General features: G+C 50.3%; 22 protein-coding genes. 13 read left to right on the forward strand and 9 right to left on the reverse strand.

Annotated elements, in window-relative coordinates:
* Window positions 1-97 precede the first annotated feature (97 nt).
* Window positions 98-1933 carry a glutamine--fructose-6-phosphate transaminase (isomerizing) gene (gene glmS / locus LAT75_RS00080; protein ID WP_291480564.1) on the reverse strand — a complete coding sequence of 612 codons (1836 nt, stop codon included), beginning with the start codon at window positions 1931-1933 and terminating at the stop codon, window positions 98-100.
* A gap of 451 nt (window positions 1934-2384) precedes the next feature.
* Between glmS and LAT75_RS00085 the strand changes: the two genes are divergently transcribed.
* Window positions 2385-3587 carry a putative sugar nucleotidyl transferase gene (locus LAT75_RS00085; RefSeq protein ID WP_291480565.1) on the forward strand — a complete coding sequence of 401 codons (1203 nt, stop codon included), beginning with the start codon at window positions 2385-2387 and terminating at the stop codon, window positions 3585-3587.
* Window positions 3588-3620: 33 nt separating this feature from the next.
* Here the strand turns inward: LAT75_RS00085 and LAT75_RS00090 are convergent, their stop codons facing one another.
* Window positions 3621-4019, reverse strand: coding sequence for a hotdog domain-containing protein (locus tag LAT75_RS00090; RefSeq protein ID WP_291480566.1), 399 nt, complete (start codon window positions 4017-4019; stop codon window positions 3621-3623).
* A gap of 261 nt (window positions 4020-4280) precedes the next feature.
* On the opposite strand from LAT75_RS00090, the gene LAT75_RS00095 reads away from it, so the two are divergent.
* A complete protein-coding gene (locus tag LAT75_RS00095; RefSeq protein WP_291480567.1) occupies window positions 4281-5159 on the forward strand; it encodes a transglutaminase-like domain-containing protein in 879 nt (292 codons plus the stop codon).
* A 44-nt stretch (window positions 5160-5203) separates the two neighbouring features.
* Here LAT75_RS00095 and LAT75_RS00100 read toward each other — a convergent pair whose 3' ends face one another.
* The 3 genes from LAT75_RS00100 to LAT75_RS00110 form a co-directional block, all read right to left on the reverse strand.
* The gene (locus LAT75_RS00100; protein ID WP_291480568.1) at window positions 5204-7738 is read right to left on the reverse strand and encodes a CHAT domain-containing tetratricopeptide repeat protein; all 2535 of its coding nucleotides are present in this window, start codon (window positions 7736-7738) and stop codon (window positions 5204-5206) included.
* 370 nt (window positions 7739-8108) lie between these two features.
* On the reverse strand, window positions 8109-9068 hold the full coding sequence (ftsY, locus tag LAT75_RS00105) for a signal recognition particle-docking protein FtsY (protein WP_291480569.1): 960 nt from the start codon (window positions 9066-9068) through the stop codon (window positions 8109-8111).
* A gap of 87 nt (window positions 9069-9155) precedes the next feature.
* Window positions 9156-9743, reverse strand: coding sequence for a CDP-alcohol phosphatidyltransferase family protein (locus tag LAT75_RS00110; protein ID WP_291480570.1), 588 nt, complete (start codon window positions 9741-9743; stop codon window positions 9156-9158).
* Between the two features lie 160 nt (window positions 9744-9903).
* Here LAT75_RS00110 and LAT75_RS00115 point away from each other — a divergent pair, with 160 nt between their 5' ends.
* From LAT75_RS00115 to htpX, 6 genes are all read left to right on the forward strand, one after another.
* Entirely contained in the window at window positions 9904-10518 is a 615-nt protein-coding gene (locus LAT75_RS00115) for an NUDIX hydrolase (RefSeq protein WP_291480571.1), read from the forward strand.
* The gene (locus LAT75_RS00120; protein WP_291480572.1) at window positions 10515-11096 is read left to right on the forward strand and encodes an HAD family hydrolase; all 582 of its coding nucleotides are present in this window, start codon (window positions 10515-10517) and stop codon (window positions 11094-11096) included. Before LAT75_RS00115 ends, LAT75_RS00120 begins: the two co-directional genes overlap by 4 nt.
* Before the next feature lie 66 nt (window positions 11097-11162).
* On the forward strand, window positions 11163-11897 hold the full coding sequence (locus tag LAT75_RS00125) for an HAD family hydrolase (RefSeq protein ID WP_291480573.1): 735 nt from the start codon (window positions 11163-11165) through the stop codon (window positions 11895-11897).
* 24 nt (window positions 11898-11921) lie between these two features.
* Entirely contained in the window at window positions 11922-12920 is a 999-nt protein-coding gene (gene queA, locus LAT75_RS00130; RefSeq protein WP_291480574.1) for a tRNA preQ1(34) S-adenosylmethionine ribosyltransferase-isomerase QueA, read from the forward strand.
* 84 nt (window positions 12921-13004) lie between these two features.
* Window positions 13005-14150, forward strand: coding sequence for a prephenate dehydratase (gene pheA, locus LAT75_RS00135; protein WP_291480575.1), 1146 nt, complete (start codon window positions 13005-13007; stop codon window positions 14148-14150).
* 66 nt (window positions 14151-14216) lie between these two features.
* Entirely contained in the window at window positions 14217-15098 is an 882-nt protein-coding gene (htpX, locus tag LAT75_RS00140) for a protease HtpX (protein ID WP_291480576.1), read from the forward strand.
* A gap of 514 nt (window positions 15099-15612) precedes the next feature.
* Here the strand turns inward: htpX and LAT75_RS00145 are convergent.
* The 3 genes from LAT75_RS00145 to LAT75_RS00155 form a co-directional block, all read right to left on the reverse strand.
* Window positions 15613-17016, reverse strand: a complete 1404-nt coding sequence (locus LAT75_RS00145) for a Glu/Leu/Phe/Val dehydrogenase (RefSeq protein ID WP_291480577.1) — start codon at window positions 17014-17016, stop codon at window positions 15613-15615.
* Between the two features lie 104 nt (window positions 17017-17120).
* The gene (locus tag LAT75_RS00150) at window positions 17121-18905 is read right to left on the reverse strand and encodes a DEAD/DEAH box helicase (RefSeq protein ID WP_291480578.1); all 1785 of its coding nucleotides are present in this window, start codon (window positions 18903-18905) and stop codon (window positions 17121-17123) included.
* A 693-nt stretch (window positions 18906-19598) separates the two neighbouring features.
* Window positions 19599-20195, reverse strand: coding sequence for a hypothetical protein (locus LAT75_RS00155; protein ID WP_291480579.1), 597 nt, complete (start codon window positions 20193-20195; stop codon window positions 19599-19601).
* Between the two features lie 406 nt (window positions 20196-20601).
* Between LAT75_RS00155 and LAT75_RS00160 the strand changes: the two genes are divergently transcribed.
* The 4 genes from LAT75_RS00160 to LAT75_RS00175 all read left to right on the forward strand — a co-directional run bounded on the left by LAT75_RS00160 (window position 20602) and on the right by LAT75_RS00175 (window position 24542).
* Window positions 20602-21024 (forward strand): protease complex subunit PrcB family protein, encoded by a 423-nt coding sequence (locus LAT75_RS00160; RefSeq protein WP_291480580.1) that lies wholly within the window; start codon window positions 20602-20604, stop codon window positions 21022-21024.
* A 122-nt stretch (window positions 21025-21146) separates the two neighbouring features.
* Complete coding sequence (locus tag LAT75_RS00165) at window positions 21147-21599, forward strand: Rrf2 family transcriptional regulator (protein ID WP_291480581.1); 453 nt, start codon at window positions 21147-21149, stop codon at window positions 21597-21599.
* A 267-nt stretch (window positions 21600-21866) separates the two neighbouring features.
* On the forward strand, window positions 21867-23378 hold the full coding sequence (locus tag LAT75_RS00170) for an SLC13 family permease (protein ID WP_291480582.1): 1512 nt from the start codon (window positions 21867-21869) through the stop codon (window positions 23376-23378).
* 60 nt (window positions 23379-23438) lie between these two features.
* A complete protein-coding gene (locus LAT75_RS00175; protein WP_291480583.1) occupies window positions 23439-24542 on the forward strand; it encodes a porin in 1104 nt (367 codons plus the stop codon).
* 221 nt (window positions 24543-24763) lie between these two features.
* Here the strand turns inward: LAT75_RS00175 and LAT75_RS00180 are convergent, their stop codons facing one another.
* Complete coding sequence (locus LAT75_RS00180) at window positions 24764-25258, reverse strand: hypothetical protein (protein WP_291480584.1); 495 nt, start codon at window positions 25256-25258, stop codon at window positions 24764-24766.
* 149 nt (window positions 25259-25407) lie between these two features.
* On the opposite strand from LAT75_RS00180, the gene LAT75_RS00185 reads away from it, so the two are divergent.
* Window positions 25408-25722, forward strand: coding sequence for a hypothetical protein (locus LAT75_RS00185; RefSeq protein WP_291480585.1), 315 nt, complete (start codon window positions 25408-25410; stop codon window positions 25720-25722).
* Window positions 25723-25763 lie beyond the last annotated feature (41 nt).

Consider the following 25763-nt stretch of genomic DNA (forward strand, 5'->3'; position numbering starts at 1 on the left):
ATACATGCGGGCAATCCGGCTTTCGTCGGTTAAAAAAGAAAAGGCAGTATCCTTCCGATTGAGGATACTGCCTTTACAAACATCTGCCGCGGGAAAATTATTCCACGGTAACGCTTTTGGCCAGGTTACGCGGCTGATCTACGTTACACTTGCGGTACACCGCAATCTGATACGAGAGAATCTGCAGCGGAATTACCGTGAGCAGGGGCGTAAGTAAATCGTGCGTTTCCGGAATGGTAACCGAGAATTCAGCAAGGCGCTGAACGTCTTTGTTATTATCCGTAGTGATGGCAATTACACGGCCTTTGCGGGCACGTACTTCCTCGATGTTGCTCACCATTTTGTCGTTGGTATGTGCTGCTGAAGCGAGTACCACTACCGGCATAAGCTCATCGATAAGGGCGATAGGTCCGTGCTTCATTTCAGCGGCCGGGTAGCCTTCCGCATGGATGTAGGAAATCTCCTTGAGCTTGAGCGCGCCTTCAAGGGCAACCGGGAAATTGTAGCTGCGGCCGAGATACAGGAAATTCGGGGCATAGGCAAAAAGGCGGGCAATGGCGTCAATTTCATCAAACTTGGTCATGATTTCCGCCACCTTCTTCGGAATTTCGCTCATGGCCTTAATGATTTTTGAAGCTTCGTCCGGAGCCAGCGTTTTACGGCGCTGACCGAGCAGAATGGCCATCATGGTAAGCACCGTAACCTGTGCGGTAAACGCTTTGGTTGAGGCAACCCCGATTTCAGGGCCGGCGTGAGTGTACACCCCTGCATCGGTTTCACGCGCAATGGTTGAGCCTACCACATTGCAGATGCCAAGCACAAGCGCTCCTTTGGAGCGGGCTTCGCGCACGGCTGCCAGGGTATCGGCTGTTTCACCGCTTTGGGAGATCACGAGCATCACATCTTCTTTGGTGATGAGCGGATCGCGGTAGCGGAACTCGGAAGCGTATTCGACCTCGACCGACATCTTGGCGAGGTGCTCAATCAGGTATTCACCAACAAGCCCGGCGTGCCAGCTTGTACCGCAAGCCGCAATAATGAGGCGGCGGGCATTTACCAGGCGGTCTGTGACTGCTTCGATACCGCCGAGAACAATTTTATTATCTTCCACAATAAGCCTTCCGCGCATACAGTCGGCGATTGTTTGACTTTGCTCATGAATTTCTTTGAGCATGAAGTGGGCATATCCGCCTTTTTCAATTTGCTCAATATTCATTTCAAGCTCGTGAACTTCCTTGCTGAGCTTAACATTTGAAATGGTTTTCACCTGATAGCCGTCGCGGCTGATAATTGCCATTTCATCATCATCGAGATAAACCACTTTATTGGTGTATTCGATAATCGGGGAAGCATCAGAGGCAATAAACACCTCGTTATCGCCAATGCCAAGCAGCAGAGGCGAGCCCTTCCGGGCTACGATAATTTTATCCCGCTCGTTTTTATTTACGATAGCCAGACCGTAGGTGCCGTCAACCTGCTTGAGAGCCATCTGAACGGCTGTTTCAAAATCAACGGATGCAACCCGCTGAATTTCTTCAATAAGGTGTGCGAGCACTTCTGTATCGGTCTCTCCCTGAAAAATGTGGCCCTTATTGCTAAGTTCTTTTTTGAGGGCATCGTAATTTTCGATAATGCCATTATGAACAATGGCGAAATTCTGACTGCCATCCCAGTGGGGGTGTGCGTTGATGTCGTTGGGCTCGCCGTGTGTGGCCCAGCGGGTATGCCCTATGCCAATGGTGCCTGTAACGTCTGTTTCTGTGAGCAGACTCTCAAGATTGGCAACTTTGCCCTTTCCTTTCCTTACAATTAATGTTCCGTTTAAAATTGCGATTCCTGCTGAATCGTAGCCTCTGTATTCAAGTCTTTTAAGCCCCTTGATGATAACATCTGAAGCTTCGCGAAATCCAATGTATCCGACTATTCCGCACATAAGAGTATTGGGTTTGTTATTGATTTACTTAATAATACAGGTTTAACTGAACTGCTCAATTAATGCACAGTAAACCTGCACGACCTGCTGTTCTTGACTTGGAAAAGTTATAATTCACCTAAATTAGGGAATTAAAACCAGTGTTGAAAGCGCATTTTTTTTTCACCTTTTATCATGATTCCTGTTCCTGATTGTGCATTAAGCTTACTTTGCTAAATTGTAAAAACAGCTTGCAACATCCACAAAAGCCTTTTTCTGAAAATGGGTTGATCTCTCAGAAACATGTTAGTTATAAATACATATATTATAATAATGGCATTACTTAATGGCGTTATACGGCAATCTGATTCACAAAATGTGCTCATTTAATTGCTATATTGGCTAAACTCTATTCCCTTTTTGAGTTATAGAGCCATCTCTAATCAGGTCTTCCAAGCTCAATAGCTGAACCATGCAACTTTGCTTTTTCGATGATTCAAGGGCTACACGGCTGATGCCCCTCACATTAACAAAGCCGTCAAATATGGTCAGGATCGGAATTCTGACTATAGCTGAAAAATGGGAGCGGTACCTCAGCCCGGAACTGGTTACACGTCAGCTCCCTGAATATATGGCTGGTGTGTACCCCGCACCTCCGCTCAACCCCGACGAGGACTGTATTTGGATTAACGGCCGTTTTTTACCGGACCTCGAAGTTTTAGGCCAAATTATGCAGCTGCAGACCGATGAAGGCCTGATGCACAGCAATACGCCCGTTGCTCTGAGGATGGATGGCAGCAGAAGTGTCAGCATTTTCAATGCTGGCAGCATTCCTGGCACAGATATAAGCTTTCGTGATACCGACCGCGGAACTTTGCTTGATGCACCCTGGCAGGTTTTTGGATTTAACGGCGGGGAAATACTGGCAGATATAAGCCTGCTCAAATCAGGCTTAAGACCTGTTGATGAAAGTCGGTTTCCGGGTGTATTTTTTCAAAACGCCTATCAGATATTTGTTGATGAAGGCGTCGTAATCGAGCCTGGCTGCACAATACTTGCAGCAGAAGGGCCTGTTTATATTGGTGCGAAAGCTACCATTATGGCAGGTTCAATGCTCCGTGGCCCTGCTGCTGTGTGTGATCATGCTACCGTAAAAATGGGCGCAAAAATTTATGCTGACACCACCATCGGCCCCTGGTGTAAGGTCGGGGGGGAAGTTCAGAATGTGGTAATGCAGGCCTACTCGAATAAAGGCCATGACGGATTTCTTGGCAACTCTGCCATCGGCGAATGGTGCAACCTCGGTGCCGACACTAACAACTCCAATCTGAAGAACAACTACAGCAGCGTGCGGCTCACTGAATGGGAGACCGGAAAGGAATACGATACCGGCCTGCAGTTCTGCGGCACCATCATGGGCGATCACTCCAAAACAGCCATCAATACCATGCTCAATACGGGCACGGTTTGCGGGGTTTTCTCCAATATCGTGCTGGGTGATTTCCCCCCGAAGCACATCAAATCCTTCCGATGGCTCACCAAAAACGGTGAGGATATCTACAAGTTCGACAAAGCTATGGAGGCTGCCGAAAGAATGATGGGCCGCCGCGGCATTGAAATCACACCGGAATACCGGGCTATGATGCGGTTTCTGTTTGAAAAAGCCAACCGCTAAACCGCACGGCCGCACGGCCGGCACCCTTGCCGTTTATGCCGGCTCGTAGGCCTGATCTTCTTCGGGCTCCCGCTCGCTTGTAATACCGTGCGCTTTGGGGCGGCCGTTTTCATCTACATGCACGAAAACAATTTTATCGATAGTGATAATCTTGTTTTTATTGAATTTATTCCGGACTTCACACTTAAAGGTAACAGAAGTTGTCCCGAAGCTGAGTATCTCCATACCCATTTCAATGATATCTCCGGCTTTGGCCGAATTGATGAAATTGATTTCGGAGATAAATTTCGTAACAAGCTTATCGCTCTGAAGCTGGCAAATAGCGAAAATCGCAGCTTCTTCATCAATCCACCGCAGCAGGCTTCCGCCAAACAGGGTGTGGTTGGGGTTAAGGTCTTCAGGCTTGATTAGTTTTCTGGAATAGAATCTCATGATATTTTTATCTTAATGGACAGCATTATTATCGGAACTGTATTTCTGGATTTTCGCATTTTCAAAAGGCATCACAGCCTATAGCAAAGCTTGTACCAAACTGATGCAGCCTGTCGTTTCAATTTCCTGTATTAAGCTTTTCAGGTATTAATCAATGCTGCTTTCTCTAAACATTTAAACCGGCAATAGCGTTGCTGAAGTACAGGATAGCTGCCAAACTGCTGTTTTTCTTTCAACGACTCAGACCTACGTATCAAAACCTTGAACGCACAGACCACCATACAGCGCGAAATTTCAGCATTAATCAGGTTGTTGGATGATCCCGAACCCTCTATCCGGCAAACCATAACCAATCGCCTTATAGAAATAGGGGAGGCAGCCGTGCCTCAGCTTGATGAGCACCGGGTTAAAACCAGCGACCCAAGCCTGCGTAATCAGGTTCAGTCGATAATCCGCTCAGCTACTTTCGGCAGTTACCAGGAAGAAGTTGCTGTTTTGGCAGGGCAGGGCATTCACACCATGGAAGAACTTGAAGATGCTGTTTTTCTGTTTTCACGATTCCAAAACCCAACCCTGCGCATCCGGCCTTTCAGGGAGTTGCTTGATGCACTCGCTCACGAAGCAGCTGTACCTATTAAAAAAGCAGATACGGCTGAAGCACAAATGCTGGCTTTTACCCGCTTTTTGTTTGTTGAAAATGATTTCAGGGGTTGCACCGAAGACTTCCTGCACCCCCGGCATTCCTATCTGCACGAGGTACTTCAGCACCGGCGCGGAATTCCGCTATCGCTTGCTTTTGTGATGCTTTTTTTAGCAGACCGGCTTAAACTGCCCTTCTACGGAATGAACATCCCCCTTCATTTTCTGGTGAAGTTTGTTACCCCTTCCAACCAAAGCATACTTGTAGATCCGTTCAATCAGGGTAGCATTATTTCAAGGGAGCAGTGCGACCGCTTTCTTGCAAATAACGGAATTCGCAGGTTTCCGGAATACTATGAAGCAGCATCCCCTTATTCGATGTTCACGCGCTTTGTACGAAACCTCATTAACGGGCACATGGAAAGCAGCGAACCTGAGCTTGCCCGCTCCCTGCAGGAGCTGCTTATGCTCGTTGAATCGGCCCATACAGATCGTCAGTAATAAAAAAACGGGCACATGTATTCTGCGCTTACCTGAGCCCGTTTTCACCTGCCTGTAATTACAAAGGATGCCCAGTTAACCGGGTGAGCATACTGCGGGTTTTCAAGCAGGCTCAGCTGTGCTTCGCGCAAAGCCTCTTTATAGTTAAGTTCCGTGTTTCTGCGGCTAAAGCGCGGCCGTTCCTCGTATTGCCGGTTTAGTTGCTGGTAAAAATTTCGCATCAGCAGAGAAGTTGCACGGTCTTCCACACTCCAAAGGGTTACGGCTACCGCAGAGCTGCCGGCGTTCAGGAAAGCACGTTGCAGGCCAAGCACTCCTTCACCGCTTAAAACCCTGCCGATACCCGTATTACAGGCGCTTAACATTACAATATCAGCGTTTAGCCGTAAAACACTGATTTCAGTTGTCCTCAAAAATCCGTCAACATTATGACCGTAACCCTCATCTTCTGCAGAAGTTGCAAGTACCAGACCGGAATACCGCGGGTTACGTTCATCCAATAACCCGTGCGCAGCAAAGTGAATAAGACTGTAGCGTGAAATATCAGGCTCAGAAAGTACCGTTTCTCTTGCCTCCGTACCCGTTTTGAGGCGTACGGCTCCGGGGAAAAACTCAGCAACCCAACGACCTTCAAGCTCGCTGAACGGCAGCGGGCGCAGGTTTTGCATATCTGCGATGTTTCCGGAGGTTCGGGCATCCGGGTCAGAGGCCGGGATTACAGGATTAGCAAACACAAGTGCTTCACGCCTGCCATTTCGGTTAATCAGATGGCGCTGATTTAGCAGGCTGCGGGCAGTAAAAGAGGGGGTAAAGGAGATGGTTTTTGTTTCAGCAAAATAAGTATCTCGGTAGCGCAGGGCAGCAACAGGCAAATACGCCCAAACACCATCTACCGAAATAATCAGCTCTCTGGCACCGGCCAAAATCTCCAGAATTTCAACCGGTATCATGGCTGTCGTTACTTCATCCAAAAATGGCTTCAGCTCTGATAAAGGCAGCCCTGAAATAATTCTTTCCCTCACTCCGGTAACATTTTCTGCAAGCTCCTTACCGGAGAGGCTTACAACCCCCTGTCGCGTTTCTGTATTGGTGAAGGCCAGATAGCCGGTTTCAGAGCCCCCGGTAACAATATGTAAGCCAACGGCACCCTGATCTAACTGAGCAGCGGCCTGTGCAAGGCTGATGCGCGGCGGGTTCATAAGTTCGTGCAGTGCCGGGTTTATAAGCGAGACTTCACCCAACAGTGCTTCAAGCCTTAACTGCTGCTGCTCGATCTCCATTTGCAGCGTATCACGCTGTATAGGATCGGCAGCCTGAAGTACCTGATTTTCCAATGAAATAATCCCGGCCTGCAGTACTTCAAAATCCTGCTGTCTGTTAATTTCAATCAGAGATTGCGAAAGCAGGCTGCTGAGGTTCAGTTCTTCTGAAAAAACTCTTGATTTGAGGCGTTCTGCTACATCAAAGGCCTTAGCTGCATCTCCTTTTTTCATGTAAATCAGAACTATTTCAGACACATACCGGCTTAGCTCACTAAAGTATTCCGCGCGTGTGTTTCCCGTTAATGCCGTCTCCAGGCGGAACTTTTCAAGGTACTCGAGAGCTTCACCGGCCTGAATGAGGCCTGCCTGCTCGTTAATTGCTATCAGGTTGAAGGCTTTCCTGAAATAAAATTCGGGTTCGATACGGTAAGGAGCGGCCTGAATATACCTGGTACCCGCTTCCCTAAAATATCGCGCTGCTGATATGTAATCAGAATTAAGATAGCTGAGATATGCCTTTTGGGCTATAAAGTCAGCCGTTTCAAGCTGCGACCCAAGCTCCCCAATGATTTCTTCTGTGGCACTGATTACCTCATGCGCCTTAACTGTATCACCGGTTTTTAACAAAAAATCCAGATATGAAAGCTTAAGCCGTACAACCCAGGGCAAGTTCACCTCCTTTACCATAGCATAGGAGCGCTCGTAATTATACTTTGCAGCCTCAGGTTCCCCTAAATTAAGATGCACCAGCCCCAACGCGCTGTAAAGCAATGATTTGGATCTGGTTTCTCCAAATTCCTGCGCGGCTTCAAGACCTTCCCTGTAATAAAGCATGGCAGCATCAAAATTTCCGAGGCGGTTCAGCACATTGGCAAAGCTGCTTACAATCTCCATATACAGGCGCCTGTGGTTGATCAGCGTTGCATAGTGAAGTGCCCTTTCGTACATCACCAGACTTTGATCAAGGCGGTTTAAGTCGTCGAAAGTACGGGCATAGTTCAGGTATGTTGCTGCAAGGCCAAGTTCACCACCGTTCTGAACACGAAAACGGTACTGCAGGGAGCGATGATGATAGTTAAGGGCTTCAACAAATTCTCCTGTTTCTCTGAGTAAGGTTGCAATACTGTTATTAACTACCGCATTGCGATGTGAATCATCTTCATCTATGAAATCCAGAATTCTTTTAAAACTTAACTTTGCCTGATCATAATCTCCAATCCATCTGTAGAAAAAACCACGCTCGGTAAACAACATATACTGCAGGTCAATATCAGGATTTCGCTCAAGGTATGCTTCGGCCTTATCCAATAATTCCAAAGCTGAAGCCTGATTTAGCTGACGCCTAAGAAGCTGTGCCTCAGTTATCCATAGCCTGACGATCTGCATGCTGTCGGCAGCAACACTTGTCTGCGCTTTTACAGTTTCTGCATAAAAAAACACCCCTGCGTTGCAATACGGCGTATGTACAGGTAAACAGAACAATAAAATGAGCATAGCGCTTTTAAGCAGCTTGCCTTGCGGTTTCATACAGTCATCTTAGGATTTAATCTAATAGTCCTTTAACAGCAATCAATTAAGCTAACGTTTATATATTAGTCAAGCTCAATGAGTAACTATTTAAATATTCCCGGCTTCCCCCACAGCCGGCTCAATTGCGCACAATATCAGGTATCAAAGTCGAGCGCTATCAGGATTTATCAAAAAGTGCATTTACAAAGCCGACCCGGTCAAAAACCTGCAAATCAGCTGCCTGCTCACCTACACCGATATATTTCACCGGCACGTTCAGCTCCGAAGAAATCCCGATTACGATGCCGCCTTTGGCAGTGCCGTCCAGCTTGGTGAGCGCCAGACCGGTGATATCGACCGCTTCCGTGAAGGCCTTCGCCTGCTGCATGGCATTCTGACCGGTTGAGGCATCAAGCACAAGCAGCACCTCGTGAGGGGCTTCCGGCACGATTTTGCTCATCACGCGTTTAATTTTCGAGAGCTCGTCCATCAGTCCTTTCTTATTGTGCAGGCGGCCGGCTGTATCAATCAACACTACATCTGCGCCGCGCGATTTTGCTGCGGCTACGGTATCGTAGGCAACAGCTGCCGGATCGGCATTCTGACCCTGCTGAATAATGGGCACCCCGGCCCGCTCGCTCCAGATGGTGAGCTGATTTACCGCCGCGGCCCGGAAGGTATCTGCTGCACCAAGCAGTACATTTTTTCCGGCCTGCTTGTAGTGCCAGGCAAGCTTGCCGATGGTTGTCGTTTTCCCCACACCGTTCACCCCAACTACCATAATAACATGGGGTTTGGCAGGCGTTGCCGCTTCAAACTCGGCCGGTTTGTCGGTGTCATTTTCGCGCAGCAGCGCAATGATTTCTTCCCTTAAAATCCGCTGCAGCTCATTTGTGTTCAGGTATTTGTCTTTTTTGACCCGATCTTCAATTCTGCGGATAATTTTGAGGGTTGTTGATACTCCTACATCAGAGGTAATAAGCACTTCTTCGAGCTCATCGAGCACCTCATCATCAACCGTATCCTTCCCGATAACCGCTTTACCGAGCTTGCTGAGCAGGCCGGTCCGGCTTTTTTCAAGGCCTTCTTTTAGCCGTTCTTCCTTCTTTTTAAAGCCTAATTTTTCTAAAAAACTCATAATAATTTATTCGCTTGGTTCTGTCTGCATGTTAGCAGACAAATTGCTGAAAATAATCTTTAAGGCGATATACCGCAGGGGCAGCCCTCATTCATACTGTGCGCCCTGCATTATTTCGTACCCGCGCTTCAGATAAATATAGCTTGAATACCCGAGCATGGTCACACTGGCATATTTTAGAATAAGGGTGAGGGTTTCCGCATCCGTAAACACCAGCGCAAGCCAGTACAGTGCCAGGATGTTTACCGCAATTTTGCCGGCCATCACCGACATGGCCACCTTGCCTCTTTTCTGCTTAATGAGCAGGGAACCTGCCAGAATGAGGACATCCCTCAGCACAATAAACCCAAACAGCCAGCTCGGCACCATGCCGATCCACCACACATAGGCGAACAGAATTCCGGCGCAGGCTTTATCGGCCAGCGGATCGAGCCATTTCCCCATCTCACTAACCTGATTAAGCGCCCGGGAGGCAAAACCATCCAGAAAATCTGACAGGATGATGTACCCCACCACAAGCTTCATTTCCAGATTTGGCTGGAAGTCGTTGGCATAATGAAGCCATATCAGAATAGGCAGGGCGAGTATTCTGGAAACTGACAGAAAATTACCTACCGTCCAAATCTGCTTGGTTGGTTTTTGGCCGGTTTCTGATATGTTATTCGCAGTTTCCAAAATGATGATTAAAGGGTTATTTTGCGAAGCTATACGTTTTAATGCCAATCGCATCAGATTATTAAGATACTTCTAATCCCGCGAATTTACACGAAAAGAGTGCATCACCCTTCCCCAGCACCGTGCAGTTATCCCGACTGCCCTAAACCCGCTTACATTTTTGGATTCTGTTGAAAATTGGGCCGGGAAATCGGCCTGGCTTAAAGAAAAACGCCACTCCGGCAAACAGGTTTACAAGGGCGTACTGCTGAATGCCTGGCAGGATGACGTCATTTTGCCGGACGGCAGCCGCTCGAAAAGAGAGTACATCAAACACCCCGGCGCTTCGGTTGTGCTGCCGGTTTTTGAGAACGGGGATGTGATGCTTATCGGGCAGTACCGCTACCCGGTGCAGCAGGCCCTGCTGGAGGTGCCCGCCGGAAAGCTCGACGCTGGTGAGCCGCCTGAAGTGACGGCAAGGCGGGAGCTTACCGAAGAAACCGGCCTCAGCTGCCGCGAGCTGCACTACATCGGTTTTTTCCATCCCTGCATTGGCTACTCAGATGAAGTAATCCACCTGTTTACCGCATGGGACCTGGCTGAGGGGCGGGAGAACACTGACGATGATGAGTTTCTCACCCATTTCCGGCTTCCGTTCGCGAAGGCCGTTGAGATGGTCCACTCCGGTGAAATCACCGATTCCAAAACCATCATTTCCCTGCTGCGCACCAAAGCCTGGTGGGATCGCAGCGGACCTTTTCCGCTGCCCGGCCAAACCCCCATCAAACCTGAATGAACGCACCTCCAATGCAGCCTGCCTGTTTTCTTGACCGCGACGGCACCCTGAATGTGGATCACGATTTTGTGCACCGGCCTCACGAGTGGGACTGGATTCCGGGCGTGCCCGAAGCCCTGCTGAAACTTCAGCAGGCCGGCTACAAGCTGATTGTGGTCACCAATCAGTCGGGCATCGCGCGCGGCCGCTTCACGCTGGCGCAGGTGCACGCGCTGCACGAATATGCCGGAAGGCTGCTGGCCGATACCGGCGTTCAGATTAATGGCTGGTACATTGCACCCTGGCATCCGCAGTTTCATGAGGGGCAGGATCCGGAGCTGCTGAACGAACGCAAGCCCGGCACGGTCCTGTTCGAACGGGCAGCAAAAGAGCATCAGCTGGATCTGAGCCGGTCACTCATGGTCGGCGACAAGGCGAGCGATCTCGAACCCGCACTCCGGCTCGGCATGAAGCCATTTCTGGTTCGCTCACGGTTTTTCAGCGACGAACTTGCGCAGTGGTGCACCCGGCACGAGGTGCCCGTATCAGAAACCCTGCCCCTGCTGCTCAGCGAGCGCCCGGAACTGCTTCAGCTCTGAAGCCCGACATACCAGTTTTACGGCAGCAGAGGCTGCCTTCTTTTTTCAAAATCTGACTTCACCTTTATGGAAACACCCGGCACTTCTTTCATCTCCATCGATTTCTGGAACACCATCGTAAACGCCCACACCAACGGCGAAAAACGCGCCAAACGCCGCATTGAAGCCCTCCACAAACTGGCTGAATCGTTCGGGAAAAACATTTCTGCCACCGATGTTAAGCAGGCGCACGCCCATGCCTCCGCACGCTTCGACGAAATCTGGCTGGGGCAGGCGCGCACCCCAAATTCATACGAGCTGGTGGGCTTCACCCTTGAATCCCTGAAGCTTTCGATAAGCCCGGAGCAGCAGCGCGAGCTGGCTTTTGTTTATGAGGAATCCCTGCTCGACGGCCCGCCCGAGCTGGCTCCCGGTGTGCTGGAAGCCGTCGAAAAACTGGCCGCTCACTACAAGCTGGGCATCATTTCCGACACTATGTTTTCTCCCGGTCGGGTGCTCAAAGCCTTTCTAAACGACAAGGGCCTGGGCAGGCATTTTTCGGCTTTTGCTTTTTCGGATGAAGTAGGGGTAAGCAAACCGCATCCCAAAATGTTTGAGAAAATTCTGACCGAAACCGGCAGCAGCACTCAGGGCTCCTGGCACATCGGCGACATTCAGCAAACCGACATCAAAGGTGCGCAGGGCTTCGGCATTAAGGGCATTCTGTACACCGGGGTGAGTGATTTTCACAAAAAAGACACCACGGCCGACCTCATCTGCGAGAGCTGGGAGCAGGTTTGTGATGCCGTCATCAAATCCTGATCCGTCAGCTACTTCCTATCTGAAATGAAACAGTTTACGCTTTCTGATTTTGACTACGAGCTGCCGGCTGAGCTTATCGCGCAGAAACCGGCTGAGCCCCGCGACCACTCCCGGCTGCTGGTGTACCGGCGCGAAACGGGCGAAATCACCGATACCGTTTTTCATCAGCTCGGTGCGTTTCTGCACCCCGGAACCACGCTGGTGATGAACAACAGCCGGGTCGAAAAGGCACGGCTGCTCTTCGGTAAAATGGAGGTGTTCATCACCCATACCCACAATCCGCACACGGTTGATGCGATGGTTCGCCCCGGCAAGAAATTTCGGGAGGGCCGCGAAATTGCCCTCACTGACAGAATTACCGCGCGGGTTGACCACATCGAAGACGACGGCCTGCGCCGGCTCACCTTTAACCTCCCGCTCGACCACCTGGCCTTCGAAGCACACCGGAACACGCCCTTCCCGCCCTACATTGCGGCCGACGAATCGCTCGCAGAGCGCTATCAAACGGTGTACGCCAAGCCGGAAGGCAGCAAAGCCGCCCCTACTGCGGGCCTGCACTTCACCAAAGAGCTGCTGCAAAAACTGCGGGAGGCAGGTCACCCGACTACAGAAGTGACCCTGCATGTAGGGCTCGGCACCTTCGCGCCGGTGAAAACCGACGATATAAGCGCGCACAAGCTGCACACCGAAAGCTGGATGATGGGTCCGCAGGCGGCCGAAGCCCTTAGCGCGGCCAAGCACATCACCGCGGTTGGCACCACTACCACACGCGTGCTGGAGTCGCTGCCCGAAAGCGGGCGGCAGTTCGCAGCCGGCTCGGGGGATACGGGCATCTACATCAAACCCGGCTACCGCTACAAACATACCGACAGCATGATCACCAACTTCCACCTGCCCAAAAGCACCCTGCTTATGATGATTGCCGCATTTACCGGCTATGAAGAAATGAAGCGCATCTATGAGCACGCAATTCAAAAAAAATACCGATTTTATTCTTTTGGGGATGCCATGCTGCTTTTGTGAAGCAAAATGGCAAAATCCGGCACGGAGATTGTAGTGCTACCCGTCTTGTATGAATGCAGATTTTAATCCACATATCCTTTCAAAATGAGTGAGAAACGTGAGCTTAGCGATATCCGCAAAGAGCTGGACCGCATCGACCATAACCTGCTTGAAGCGCTTGCTTTCCGGCAAAAGCTGATTCAGGAAACCGCGCACCTCAAGCGCGACAAGCGCGCCGTGCTGCGCGACCCCTCGCGGGAGCACGAGATCCTGAGCCGCATCGGGCGGGTTGCGCAGGAGCAGGGCGTTGACAAATACTTTGCGATGACCCTCTTCCGGCAGATTATAGATTACTCGGTGCGTTTTCAGACCGATTTCCTGATGGATCACCACAACCTGCGCGATGCGGAAAGCCTGCTCCGGGTCGGGTATCAGGGTACGGACGGCGCTTACAGTCAGCGTGCGGTGCACACGCACTTCGGCACCCGCCGCAACGAACTGCTCTCCATCGGCTACGAAACCTTCCGCGATGTGGTCGAAGCCGTTGATAACGGCTCGCTGCACTACGGCATGCTGCCCATCGAAAACACAACCGCCGGCTCCATCAACGATACCTACGACCTGCTGCACAAGCATGAGCTGCACGTGGTAGGCGAAGAAGTAGTGCGGGTGCAGCACTGCCTCGTAACGCTGAGCGATGTGCCCGTATCCAACATCAAACGCATTTACTCGCACCCGCAGGCAATTGCGCAATGCTCGGAGTACCTTTCCAAGCTGCATCACTGCAAAGTTGAGGCCTATCTCGATACCGCTATGGCAGCGAAAAAAGTACTGGAAGATGACGACCTCTCTCAGGCGGCCATTGCCAGCCGCGATGCTGCCGAGCTGTACGGCCTTCATGTCGTCTCCGATCTCATCGGCAATCAAAAAGAAAACTTTACCCGCTTCCTGGTTGTTGCAAAGGAGCCTGTAGTTTGTGACGGACAGATTAAAACCAAGACCTCCATCATCATGAGCGCGGCACACCGCAAGGGAGCGCTGGCGCAGGCCCTGAATATTTTGCATCAGTACGACCTCAACCTTACTAAACTGGAATCACGACCGAGCCCCGGAAACCCGTGGGAGTATTTGTTTTATATCGACTTTGAAGGCAACCTGGCCTCACCTGCTGCCGCAGAGGCACTCGAAAAACTGCGTGAGCACTCAGGCTTTATCAAAGTACTGGGAACCTACCCGGCGCGTATATCATAAACCGGCCCGGCTACGTTTAGGGTCACAAAACTTCAACCGAATCAACATTAAAATCATAAATACTATATGTTCAGAATAGCCTTATTTCTGCTTACCAACCTTGCAATTATTTTTGTTGCGGGTATTGTGCTGAGCATTTTGGGGGTAGGCTCAACCCTTGATGAAACGGGGGCGCTTAACCTCACCAACCTGCTCATCATCTGTTTTGTTTTCGGGATGATAGGCTCCGTGATTTCGCTGCTGCTGTCCAAGCCGATTGCGAAATGGAGCACCAAAGCCCAGATTATTCAGGATCCGCGCACGCAAACCGAGCGCTGGCTGCTTAACGAAGTACGCGATATGGCCACCCGTGCCGGCATCGACATGCCCGAAGTTGCGATTTTCCCCATGCAGCAGGCCAATGCCTTTGCAACCGGCTGGAACCGCAACAACGCCCTCGTTGCAATCAGCACCGGTATGCTTGAGCGCTACAGCAGAGACGAAATCCGTGCCGTTATGGGCCACGAGATTGGTCACGTAGCAAACGGCGACATGATTACGCTCACGCTCATTCAGGGTGTGCTTAACACCTTCGTGATGTTTTTTGCCCGCATCATCGGCCATATCGTGGACCGTCAGATTCTTAAAAATGACAGCGGCTACGGCATCGGTTATTTTGTTGTAACCATTGTGATGCAGATTATCCTCGGTATTCTGGCTGCCATGATCGTGATGTGGTTCTCCCGCAAGCGCGAGTTCGTGGCCGACCGCGCAGGAGCCGAACTTGGCGGCAAAGCCGGCATGATCAGTGCCCTTAAGCACCTCAAGGCTGAATCGCAGGTTCCCGATCAGATGCCCGAATCGATGAATGCTTTCGGCATTTCGTCCGGCAAGCGCAGCGGCATTCAGGCGCTCTTTATGAGCCATCCGCCGCTCGATGAGCGCATCAAAGCCCTCGAAGCCGCCTGATATTGGCCAGCCACCATCACAGCCTAAATCTCAAAAAAAGGCCGCTGCTCCGTTCGGAACAGCGGCCTTTTTTTAATGTTGTCCGCACCGTTGCAGGCTGAAGTCAGTATGCTTTGGCATTCCCGGTGCTGTTATTTTTGGGAATACTCCGTGCACATCACTGGCTGCAGTGCTGCTCGTGCCATCCCAAATCGGCGGATTAGCCCGTGCTTTTTTTGGGGGGGCAGTTTCGCTATCCCATCAGTAAGCCTAAAACCTGTGTAAATCCGGCAGGGTACACCCAATCCGCGAGTAACAGGCGCAAAAGCACGGGCTAATCCGCCGATTTGGGATTTTCCACAAGCACTGCAGCCAGTGATGCGCAAGGCGTTTCCCCCCCCAAAAAAAATCAGAGGGAGACGGACAAGGCAAGGCAAGGCAAGGCAAGAGATGATCAGCTTCCCGGCCTTCGATGCGCCCCTTTACAGTTTGACCGCTCAGGAGTGGTGTGTTTTCCTCTCTGGCTCAGGTTCGCTTACGGGAAAATGCCCATGCGCTCATAAATGCTGCCCACCTTTTTAATTGCGCTCACAAAAGCTGCTGTGCGCAGGTCAATACCGTGAAACTTGCGGATTTCGTTGATTTCATTGTAGGCTGTAATCATGGTGTCTTCAAGGCCGGAATCTACGAGATCAGCTTCACTTGCGCCGTGTGCGAGCTTCGAAATGTCTTCATCAGAGAGGCTTCTGCTGGTCATCACCTGCATGGCATCGAGCATGCGGCGGGCTGAGTTTTCCTCGAAGCGGCGGTCCATCCGGCCAAAGCGAACGTGAGAAAGGTTTTTGAGCCATTCAAAATAAGAAACCGTAACCCCGCCGGCATTCAGGTAATTATCAGGAATTACCAGGGCACCGCGGCTTTTGATGATGTCGTGGGCTTCCTGCGTTGTAGGGCCGTTAGCAGCTTCTGCAATAATTTTTGCCTTGATGCGGGGTGCGTTTTCAGCATTGATCTGGCCTTCGAGTGCGGCGGGCACCAGAATATCGCAATCAAGCTCCATCGCGCTGCGGCTGTCTTTAATGAGAGTTACCCCGGGGAAGGTCGTAATGGTTTTGTGTTCTTTGCGGTGAAGATCGAGCGCGATGATATCGATGCCGTCTTCGTTGTAAACGGCGCCGTCCCACTCGCAGATTGCAATAATTTTGGCATCGGCTTCCATCAGATATTTGGCTGAGTGATAGCCCACATTCCCGAAGCCCTGCACGATCACGCGTTTGCCTGCTAAACCGGGTTCAAGGCCGAGGGCTTTCATATCCTCTTTGTTATCGCAGGCTTCCCTCACCCCAAAGAATACCCCTCGGCCGGTAGCTTCCGTGCGGCCACGGATGCCGCCAAGACCTATCGGTTTGCCGGTAACGCATCCCAAAGCATTGAGAGACGGGCTGATGGCCGTGTAGGTATCAACGATCCAGGCCATTTCCTGCTCGCCGGTTCCGTAGTCGGGGGCGGGCACGTCAATATCAGGACCAATGAAGTTTTTGCTTACGAGCTCAAAGGTGAAGCGTCGTGTGATGCGCTCCAGCTCGGCGGTGGAGTAGTTTCGGCGGTCGATTCTGACACCACCTTTTGCCCCGCCAAACGGCACATCAACAACGGCACATTTATAGGTCATGAGGGCTGCCAGGGCTTTTACCTCATCTTCGTTCACCATCATACTGTAGCGGATACCGCCTTTGGTGGGCAGCTTATGATGGCTGTGCTCGGCCCGCCATGCATGGATGGTTTCGATGGAGCCGTTATCCCGCTTCAGCGGGAAGGTGAAATGACATACGGTATTGCAGGCTTTGATCTGCTCAAGCAGACCATCGGTGAACTTCACATATTTCGCAGCACGATCGAAATTGAGGTTCACCTGTTCAAAAAAACGCAGGTTTTCCATAAAAGCAATAAATTTGATATAATCGTTGAATCTATTCTGAAAAAGCGCTTCCAGAAAGAAGCGATTTTTTTATGCACATCTTAATGTTCCAAAGGTACGAAGAATTATCCCAGAATTTTCTTCTTAAGTTTCCCCCAAAAGCCGGCGTTTTCTGTGGCTTTTGATGTTTGTTTTTCCGGGAAATTGAGGCTGCTTTGCTGTACCTGTTCGATTTTTTTCTCCTGTTGGCGTATCACTTCGCTTCGGTCGCCGGTCTTCTTTGGAGGCCGGCTCCGACCCGGAGCCCGACGGCGGCCCGAAGACGGGTTATCAGAAGTTTTACTGCGTGATGACTTCTGATTTGCCTCACCACTGTTAGAATCCTGTGATCTTTTCTGACGCGGCTTACGGTTACGGCGCTTCTTCTTTCGTACTTGCTGTCCGTCGTCGTCAGCACTTTTGGTAGCGGCTGTTTTTCGGTTTTCACCGTTCTGATCCTGTCCGGAAGTTTCCGAATCAGCCCCCTGTGGTTTTTTTCTTCTTCTGGATTTTGGCCTGCGCTTTGGCCTGTCGGAGCCTTTTTGTTCTTCTTCATTGTTTTTTGGGGCAGGGCTTTCTTCCTGCGTATCAGGTGTCTGCTGCACTGCGGTGTCTTCGTGCCTTGGCTGCGGTCTGTCTTCGCGGGGCCGGCTTCCCCTGCCGGATGAACCCCGGCTCCGGCCCGCATTCCTGCCCCGACCACCCCGTTCGCGGTTATCCTGTTCTGCATCGCCATCCTGCTGTGCTGCACCAGCAATTTCTTCAGGTACCTGACCTTCCTTGATTTCCAGCCCTTTTGCATCCATAATCTGAAGCATGGAACGCCAGTCGCGGCGGGATACAAAGGTAATGGCTGTTCCGGTGGATTCAGCCCGTGCAGTGCGGCCGATACGGTGGATGTAATCATCCTCGTCGTTAGGCACATCGTAATTGATGATATGGGAGATATCATCAACATCTATGCCACGGCTCATCACATCTGTTGCAACAATGACCTTGGTTTTGCCGCTGCGGAAGCGCTCTAAGGTTGCTTCACGGTCTTTCTGTTCTTTGTCGCCGTGCATACTCTCAACGGCAACGCCCATTTTATTAAGCGAACGTGAGAGCAAATCCACCCCACGCTTGGTTGAAGCGAAAACGATAGCAGAATGCCACTGCTGTTCTTTAAAGAGGTGAATCAGCAGATCTTTTTTGCGGGCGTCGTCTATTTTGTAGTAGTACTGATCGATACCGGCAGCAGGTGCAATCCGGCCTACGGCAATCCGTTCAAAACCTCCCTGTGTAAATTCATTGGCAAGACTTTCAATCCTCGGTGTTACTGTAGCAGAAAAAAGCAGGGTTTGGCGGTTTGAAGGAATCCGGTTTATGATGCTTCTAACATCAGGCAGAAACCCCATATCGAGCATGCGATCAGCTTCATCCAAAATCAGCACATCAATATTGCTGAAATCGTAGGTTGTGATTTTCATCTGATCGAGCAAGCGGCCGGGTGTGGCAACCACTACATTTACGCCGGCTTTCATCGCCTTCTCCTGAGCCGACCAGTCTGAACCGCCGTAAACACAGGCGCTTGAAATGTTCGCGTGATAGCCCAAAGCCATGAACTGTTCGTCAATTTGCTGGGCGAGTTCACGTGTTGGGGCAAGCACCAGGGCCTGTATGCCCGATTTTCGGCTTGAAAGTATTTTTTGTATTACCGGAATTACAAATGCTGCTGTTTTTCCGGAACCTGTATATGATGTACCAAGGAGGTTTTTGCCGGCAAGGGCAATAGGAATAGCTTCTTTCTGAATTTCAGTTGGGGTATCAAAACCCATATCCAGAATACCGTCGAGCACCTCAGTGCTGAGGTCGAAATCAGTAAATAACAAATCAGACTAAATTAAAAATGATGTTTATTTTGCCTTAAATCCGGTTTAGACTGCTTGTGAGTGCCGTTTTGGTTTGGGTCAAATGCATGGCGTCGATACAAGCTGACTGCTTTGCCTTTAATATTCAGGTGCTTTCAGTCTGTTTAAACAAATATCTGATGGAACTGTTTACGGGCGGGGCGTGAACCCGGGGTAATAACATGCGGCTCGTATCTTTACGGTCTTAAAGACTGCCATACGTACATAAGCTGCAAAACCCGATTGCATTCAGGTTTGCTTACCTGAATGCCACCATTCTAATCATGCTTTTGAGCTGTTACGCACAAAATTCGTTACTCAGTCAGGCAAAGAGCGCAGATCTGATTCCCGGCTTGTTATCTGCTGCACGAAGCAGCGCAGTGCCAGGTTTATCATATCCGGATTTAAAGCAACTATTAAGCTTTAAATATCCTGCCAAGATATGCAAAAGACTTCAATTTTGATAGCAGGCAGTTTCATGCTTCCATCATTTAATAAAAACGGTGTTTAAAGGCCCGGGGGGTTCTCCTTAATCGCGAAATGCGCTTATCTCAAATTAAATGTGGCTTCAGCCCGGGGCAGCAATAAAAAGGGCTTCAGACAGATGTTTTTCTGTCTGAGGCCCTGTATTACCATTTGAAGAACGTTCAACTTTACTACCGGCCGCTTTTAAGATTAGGCAAAAGCACCGTGTGCTGATTCGGCTTCAGCTACATGCTCATTGTTATTTGAGTCCGTTTCATCCTGTGTTTTCAGGTAGTCTTCGTAGCGCTCTCCGTAAATATCAAGCATTACTTCATCCCGAAATGATTTGGCAAGCTCGAAGGCTTTTTCATCACCGTATTTGTGAACACTCCATTGCCGGTTTTTTATTTTTCCGGGTTTGGGCGACCAGGTTACCTGGTAATAATGATTTACCTTCCCGCTTTTCAGCGTTTTCTGGGTTTTACTTACACCTACCACGCCTGACTTATTTCGTTTATCCCGGGTTACAAGCCTGCGAATGGGCTTGTCGGGTATTTTGCTTATAGTTTCAAGGGCTAATTCCCGTGCTTTTTGTGCAAACTTTAAAGCCCGTTCTTTCCCGTTGTATTTGCTGTCGGAGTAGAGCTTGGAATATGTTTTCCCGTTTTTGTACACACGAACATACCAGCCGTGGGTTCCTTTAGAGTCAATTCTGCTGATACCTTTCATGTTGTTGGTATCTGACTTCTCAACCGACTTTTTCCTTTTCTGAATTCTTTTCGCAGGAGCTTCTGTTTTAAATTCCATATTTGAGTGTACCGTCGTTTTTTGATTTTAGAAGCGAATAATAAATTCAAGTTGCCAACCTTTACCAGTGTAGGCCTCATCGCTCAAAGCACTTTTGCCTAAATGGCCATCTCACAGTGTTCATACACTGAACTTCGTTATTTGCTACGTTAAACTACGTATTATTGATAACAGTACAAATACGTATCTTATTTTTTACACTTAATCCTCGATTTAAAACCCCGAGCCCCCTGTACCCTTAATTACTTCAAAACAATTGATTATCATCATCTCCGTAGATATAATAGCTTACCAAAACGCTAAATAATTGTTAACTATGAAGAACACTTCCCCTATATTTGGACTCTTGTTTACCGCAGTCCTCCTTATTTATGCAAGTGCCTGCTCGCAATCCAAAAATTTGCAGATGGAAAACCAAGCTGAAACCCCGGAACCCCTCAGCATTGCCAAAGGAAATTATGCTCCTTTTCAGCCAGGTGATGACGAAGCTGTTTTTGAACTCCTTATTCAATCGCAGGACGCATATGAATCGCTTGCCCGCGAATTCGAAAAGGGAGGATTCTCTGATCCATTTCCGGAAATCGATTTTAGTAAAAGAATGGTTGCAGCGGTTTGGTTGGGGGAAAGCAACAGCTCCGGCTACAATATTGAGATAACAGGCTTTGATGAACAGGAAGATCGTTTTCAGATTTGGGTACGAAATGAATTTCCTGACCCCTCCTGTGCTTACCTAACCGTCATTACCACACCTTTTCATATTGTTAGCCTCCCAAGATCCGACAAACCGGTTACATTCCGGTTTAACCGTGTAATGAACAGCTGCAACTGATTGCAGCTGCAAGCCCTTAATCTTGTTGTTCTTTTGCGCATAAATCTGATTTATAAATTATATTATTATGTATATATTTCAGATTCCAAGTTCTCAAACCCATTCCAAAAGAAACAGCCCGTATGCAATTATTGTCACAAGGTGCTCAATACACTATTTCAGCCATCATTGCGCTCGCACGTGAGCCAATGGGTAAAGCCGTTTCAGCCGGTGACCTTGCCCGCCCGTTAAATTGCCCGGCTGCATATCTTTCACAGACGCTTGCCCGGCTTGTTCCGCATAAAATTATCGACACCCGCAGGGGTCTCAACGGCGGGGTATACCTGCTTAAAGAACCCAAAGATATCCGCCTCATCGATATCGTGAACGCCATCGACGGCAGCGATTTTTTTGAAAAATGTTTTCTTGGCATACCCGGCTGCGGGCATATCGAGCCATGCCCGTTTCACGAAACCTGGTCTAACATGCGTACTGAAATACAGATGTGGCTTGAGCAAACCACCATCGAAGATGCAAGTAACGGCATGACGGAAGAGTGGTTCGACCTTCGGCTGAAGTTTGACCGCAGGCGGTAGCTCTAAGAAAACAGAACCGCCGCTTTTCATATATTTTGTATAAAAAATGCCCGCAATATCAGATTGCGGGCATTTTTTATGACTTTTAAAAGGCAGGGCATATTTTTGTCTGCTATTCGTAAATTATTTTGAATGGAAACGCTTTTTTGAGTATAATTGAACCCTAATATTCAAATTAGATTATTAGCCAACTAATACAATGCCCTGCGCAGTCCGGTAGCGAAACACCGCTCTTCGTAAATCCTTCAATTACATAACCCTGATTTTATGAGCACGTATGACCTCAGGTCCCGTATCGGCCTTTTTTTAGGTCCCGCACTATTTTTGCTGATAGTTTTGCTGCCCACTCCGGAATCCCTCAGTACTCAGGCCCATATGGTGGGTGCTGTTGCTGTACTCATGGCCGTTTGGTGGGTGAGTGAAGCCTTGCCTATCGCCGCCGTTGCGCTGCTTCCGATAAGCCTTTTCCCGCTGCTCGGGGTTATGCCTACCGGCTCGGTAACCGCGCAGTATGCCAATCAGATCATCTACCTTTTTATCGGCGGTTTTTTTATCGCCGTTACCATGGAGCGATGGAACCTGCACCGGCGAATTGCGCTCTCCGTAATTAAGCTTGTGGGTACCGCACCGGCCCGCATTATTCTGGGGTTCATGATTGCCTCCGCCATTCTTTCGATGTTTGTAAGCAACACCGCTACCGCCATGATGATGGTGCCCATCGGCCTTGCCGTAATCAAGCAGGCTTCAGATATCGTAAAGAAAAACAATGTTCAGGGCGTCGATACCCGCCCCGAAAACTTCCATTTCGCCATTGCACTCATGCTCGGCATCGCCTACGCCTGTTCGATCGGCGGAGTGGGCACCATCATCGGTACGCCGCCCAACACGGTTTTTGTAGGGGTCGCAGAAACCCTTTTCGATCAGCAGATCAGCTTCGCCCTCTGGATGCTTTACGGAGTGCCGCTTGCCGCCATCATGCTTATTCTCTGTTGGGGCTACCTTATCAAGGTCGCCTTCCCGCTGCGTATCAAAGAGCTGCCCGGTGGCCGTGAATTCATCAACGAAGAACTCAAAAAACTGGGCCCGATGTCCAAAGAGGAGAAAATGGTCCTCGGGGTGTTTAGTCTGGTAGCCGCCGCATGGATTGTGCGCGGTTTCGTTGACTTCGGTTTTTTCAACGACGCTGCGATTGCCATCACCGGCGCCATGATTCTGTTCATCCTCCCCTCCAACTACAAGCAGGGCGTTTTCCTGCTCGACTGGCAGACCGCTGTTAAAATTCCCTGGGGTATCGTGGTTCTTTTCGGCGGCGGCCTTGCCCTCGCGCACGGCTTCAGCCAAACCGGCCTTGCCGCCTGGATCGCCAACTCCCTGATGTTCCTGTCCGGCTTCAACATCATCATCCTTATTTTCGCCGTAGCCCTGCTCACCATCCTGCTCACCGAGGTTACCTCCAATACCGCAACAGCTACCATGCTGATGCCCATCCTCGCGAGTATGGCGCTTGCCATGAGCGTGCACCCCTACGGACTCATGATCGGCGCCACCATCGCCGCCTCCTTCGCCTTCATGCTGCCGGTTGCTACCCCGCCCAATGCCGTCGTATTCGGCAGCAGCTTTGTTACCATCCCTCAGATGGCGCGGGCTGGTGTCTGGCTGAACATCATCGGTGTAATCATCATCGTGCTGTTCACCGTGTTTGTACTACCGCTCATCTGGGATATCGACCTTACCGTTCTGCCCGAATGGCTGGAAGGCATAGAATCCATCGGACAGTAACAGACGCACAGAATTTCACCAAACGCTTAAAAAACCTTTCACACACTCAGATCTATTATAATGACGCTCAAAAATTATTTTTTCGCCCTCCTTGTCGTCTTAATCAGTTTGTCGGTCAGTTATCAGGCACAGGCTCAGATTGACCTCCGGGTTGGCGGCTACATCCAAACCTGGTACGTAGCCGATCAGCACACCGAGCTGAGCTCCGGCAGCGAACTTAACAACAGCGGCTTCCGCGTGCGCAGGGCCCGGCTTACCGCAAGAGGAAGCCTCAACGAAACCTTCAGTGCCACAACCTGGCTTGAGCTTTCAGGCCAAAACAACATCCTGCTCGATTTCCACATGGATGCCCACATCAGGCCGTGGCTGAACCTTCGCTTCGGGCAGTTCATCATGCCGGGGCAATCGCACGATACCGCCCGGCTCGTGTCTTCCCGGCTGTTTTTCTACGAGCGCCCGCCCGTAACCACAACGCTTGCCAGCGGCATGGGCTACGACGCCTTTCGCGATATCGGCATGATGGTGTACGGAACCTACGGCCCCCTCTGGTACGGCATTCACGCCGGTAACGGGGCCGGACGCTTCAACCAGACCGGTACCACCATCACCAACCGCAGCTGGGGCAGCGGGCTGTACGGCGCACGCATCGACTACACCCTCATCGACGGCCTCGTTCTTGGAGGGCACGTTTCCACCAATCAGCAGCGCGACCTCGTGCAGGGCGGCAGCGAACCCTTCGACCTCGACCGCACCTCATGGTCCATCCGGCTTGCTACCAACAACCTGGGCGCCGACCGCCTCTACACACAATTTGAATACATGGAAATGAGTGTAAACGATACCAACCGCGGAGTCGCCACCATCGACGGTGCCTACGACATGAACGGCTTTTACGCCGAAGCCGGCTACGGACTCACCCGCGAATGGCACATACTCGGCCGGTTCGACAAAATTATCCAAAAACCGGGTCAGGCCGGCAGCTTCCGGGATGTACCCCGCTACAATCAGGACAGCATCACCCTTGGCATCACCCGCTACTTCTTCCACGAAAACCGCGAAATTGCCCGCACCTACCTCAACTACAACCTCGGCACAGCCGACCCCGGCGACCTCAGCCGGCACGCGCTCGTACTCGTACTTCAGCTTCGGTTTATCCCCGTCTAACCAAAGGCAATACAGACATCAAAAACAAAGCCCCGCTGCCTAAGCAAACAGCGGGGCTTTATTTTTTGGGAGAAACTCCGTGCACATCACTGTTTTTCGTGCTTGTGAGAAATCCCAAGTCAACGGCTTGTCCCTTGCTTTTGGGGTGAAGGCGCTCCCAAAATACCCGGCCCAACAAATGTACTGAGGCCTCTTAACCAAACAGCAAAATCCGGGAACAGCTACAGCCGCTTCGCCTTGTTCCGAAACTTCCGGATCGTGCGCTCCAGCTCGCCCGCCCGTTTCGATCCCAAAAACAGCTTACGCCCGTTAGAAAAGCTGATTTCAACCCCTTCACTTCCACCCACGGTGTAGGCGCGGGTAGGGCCGTAGCGCACACCCCAGCCTGCAAGCCGCCGTATCGGGCTGGTCTCCACAACTTCAACATCCTGCACAAACTCCCAGTCAATCACCTGAAACTCATTCTGAACGGGGCTGAAGCGGAACTCCAGTGCCTGCTCGTCAACCCGTACGTGCAGCTCCATCCTCCGGAAAAACATCACCAGAAAAAAGAACAGCGCAATGCTTGGCACCATCGCCAGCAGGATAAAGGTGTTCACGCCAATGAGGGTGAGCTGGAAAAACGAGTACAGTACTATCACAAAAACGCTCAGCATGGCAAACCAAAGTCCATGCCGGCCAAACGATTGCGTTTCTTCAAAAACGGGATTTTTCATGTCTTGTTTAATTCGTATCTGAAAAGGCTTACCTGCACTCGCAGTAAACATTAGGGCAGCTGCAAAACATTCTGTTTTACAATTAAGCCCCTTGCATGCAAGCGGCAAAGCTGTTATGTTAAATTTTATTCTTCATAAAAGATGTGATTATGAAAAAGCTTGGACTAACCGCCTTTTTTTGCCTGCTGCTGCTTTCCGGATTTTACCTCCTTTCCCTGCAGCTCAACACCCAACCTGAAACACCGCGGGTTGTTGTAATCACCCTCGACAACGACAACCTGATTTACCTCGACGGGCAGCGCATTTCGTTCGCGAATCTTCAGAAACAGATCGACGGCATCCGCAACACCGAGCCGCTTGTGTTCGAAATCCGAAGCGAGGCCGGCAGCTGCATTTACCGCATCAACGACCTCACCCGGTTCCTGCATCCCGATCCTGTGCAGTTTGCGCACGCCCGACCCTGAAATCCGAATCCTGACTTTTTTAATAAGCCGCATCCGTTTCC

Source organism: Cyclonatronum sp. (assembly GCF_022565315.1).
Taxonomy (GTDB): Bacteria; Bacteroidota; Rhodothermia; order Balneolales; family Cyclonatronaceae; genus Cyclonatronum.